The organism is Candidatus Kurthia intestinigallinarum (assembly GCF_003991225.1).
Taxonomy (GTDB): Bacteria; Bacillota; Bacilli; order Bacillales_A; family Planococcaceae; genus Kurthia; species Kurthia populi.
This window is the reverse complement of the sequence record NZ_JTFC01000189.1, coordinates 1-1,809: the sequence shown is the minus strand read 5'-3', so window position 1 is coordinate 1,809 and position 1,809 is coordinate 1. Positions and strand designations below refer to the sequence as shown.

Below are 1,809 nucleotides of genomic sequence, written 5' to 3'. Positions count from 1 at the left end.
TTATTACGCTGATAGGCTGGTGCAGCAGTTATTTCCGTAAAAATAATCGTGCTACACATAGCATTCAAGCAAAACCATTTCTGCAAGCGCAGATGCAGAAAGACTTTTTTTCCTGAAATAGGTAAGTCGCGAATTTTTCGTTTCGTGCTACTATGTCGACGCGTGCTGAGTTCTTGGCATTTAGGACAACAAGCGGATTTGGATCGTGAATGGAAATAAAAAAGCATGTGAGCATACGGTACACGTCTTTTTCAGATCCTATACCCGGGTAGTGATGTATGTAAGCATTCACTGACTATGTGTAAGAACCTAATTTAGCTTGCGAAATACAGTTATATATAATAATTTGTTTACACCTTATAAGGGGAATGCATCAATGGACGTAACAAGTATAATAAGGGGTCTTTTTCCTTGGATTATAACAGCATGTTGTATTTTTGGAATAATTGGCTTTTCATTCTTAATTTATCAGAAAAAAAGAGGTCATTTACACAAACAAAAAATATATTCTTTTATCACGCTTTTATTGTTGATTTGCTGGTTTACTATTGTGTTAGGTATAACAACATTGAGCCGAGGCGCCAATTATGAAAGTATGACCAATCTTAATCTGTATAGCGGTTATATTAATGCTTGGAATAATTGGTCTTTGACAGAATTTCAACTAATTATTTTTAATATTATAATGTTTGTTCCGTTAGGAATTTTATTACCATTTTACAATAAAAAATTTAACAGTTTTACCCCAGCACTAATAGTATCATTAGGAGTTACACTTTTGATTGAATGTATTCAACTTGTAACGCAAAAAGGTATTTTTGAATTAGATGATATATTTCATAACACATTAGGAGGTATTATTGGGTTCTATTTAATTATTGGTATTAGAGATTTTGTTCAACAAAGAAAATTGAAATCATTGATTAAAGCAATAGCACTCCCTACGATTTTTAGTATCATTTTATTAATACCGTTTACTTTCTATTCGATTAAAGAATTTGGGAACATGCCGATTCTTCCTGCTGAAAGACAAGATATGGAACATGTAACAGTTGAATCAAAATTAAATTTTTCGGATGAACCGTCAAGTGCAGCAATTTACCAAAACATAAGTGCAAATGATTTAGAGAATGGGAAGAAAATAGCTACTATTTTGAGTAATGAATATGGATTAACTCAAAAAGGAAAAATATACACAGAGAGTCGCAATCGAATTTTTAAATTCGAGGACGAATCATACAATATATACCAATTGAATTATGTCTTAACAGCTGGAACATGGACGCTTACAAATTTCGCTTCTGAAGAGCTAGAAATTTCACCAGCATTTGAGAAAACACAAAAAGAATTATTCGAAAAATGGATGAAAACAAGTAAATTGTTGCCGGATGATGTTAATTATTCTCTTCAGGGTAAAGAATTACGTTGGGATGTAATAACACCTGAATCAATCAAAAATTATAATCAAGATTTTTCGATGGGTCTTGTCATGATTACACCATCTAAAACGAAGATACCAAGTACAATCTTTTACTCAATAAACGAAAATAATTTTATAAAGAATGTCGATATTATTTCCCCTAAAAAAGCATATGAAGAGATAATAAATGGGAATTTTGAAATTTACCCAGCTTTAAGTAAAGGTGATAGTTTAAATATAACTGGGGTCGATATTTCATATGTTTATGATACAAAAGGTTATTATCAACCAGTATATAATTTTGAAGTTCATCTAAATAATGAAGATTACTTCATTAATATTCAAATACCTGCAATGATGAAATCTTTAACTAACTTGCTTCGTTAGTT

General features: G+C 31.1%; 2 protein-coding genes. One reads left to right on the top strand and one right to left on the bottom strand.

Annotated features, from left to right (window positions below; genetic code table 11):
- Positions 1-227: transposase family protein (locus QI30_RS21315; protein ID WP_148113923.1), on the bottom strand; the 227-nt coding region annotated here is incomplete at its 3' end.
- Between the two features lie 149 nt (positions 228-376).
- Here QI30_RS21315 and QI30_RS19670 point away from each other — a divergent pair.
- Entirely contained in the window at positions 377-1,807 is a 1,431-nt protein-coding gene (locus QI30_RS19670) for a VanZ family protein (RefSeq protein ID WP_126992102.1), read from the top strand.
- Positions 1,808-1,809 lie beyond the last annotated feature (2 nt).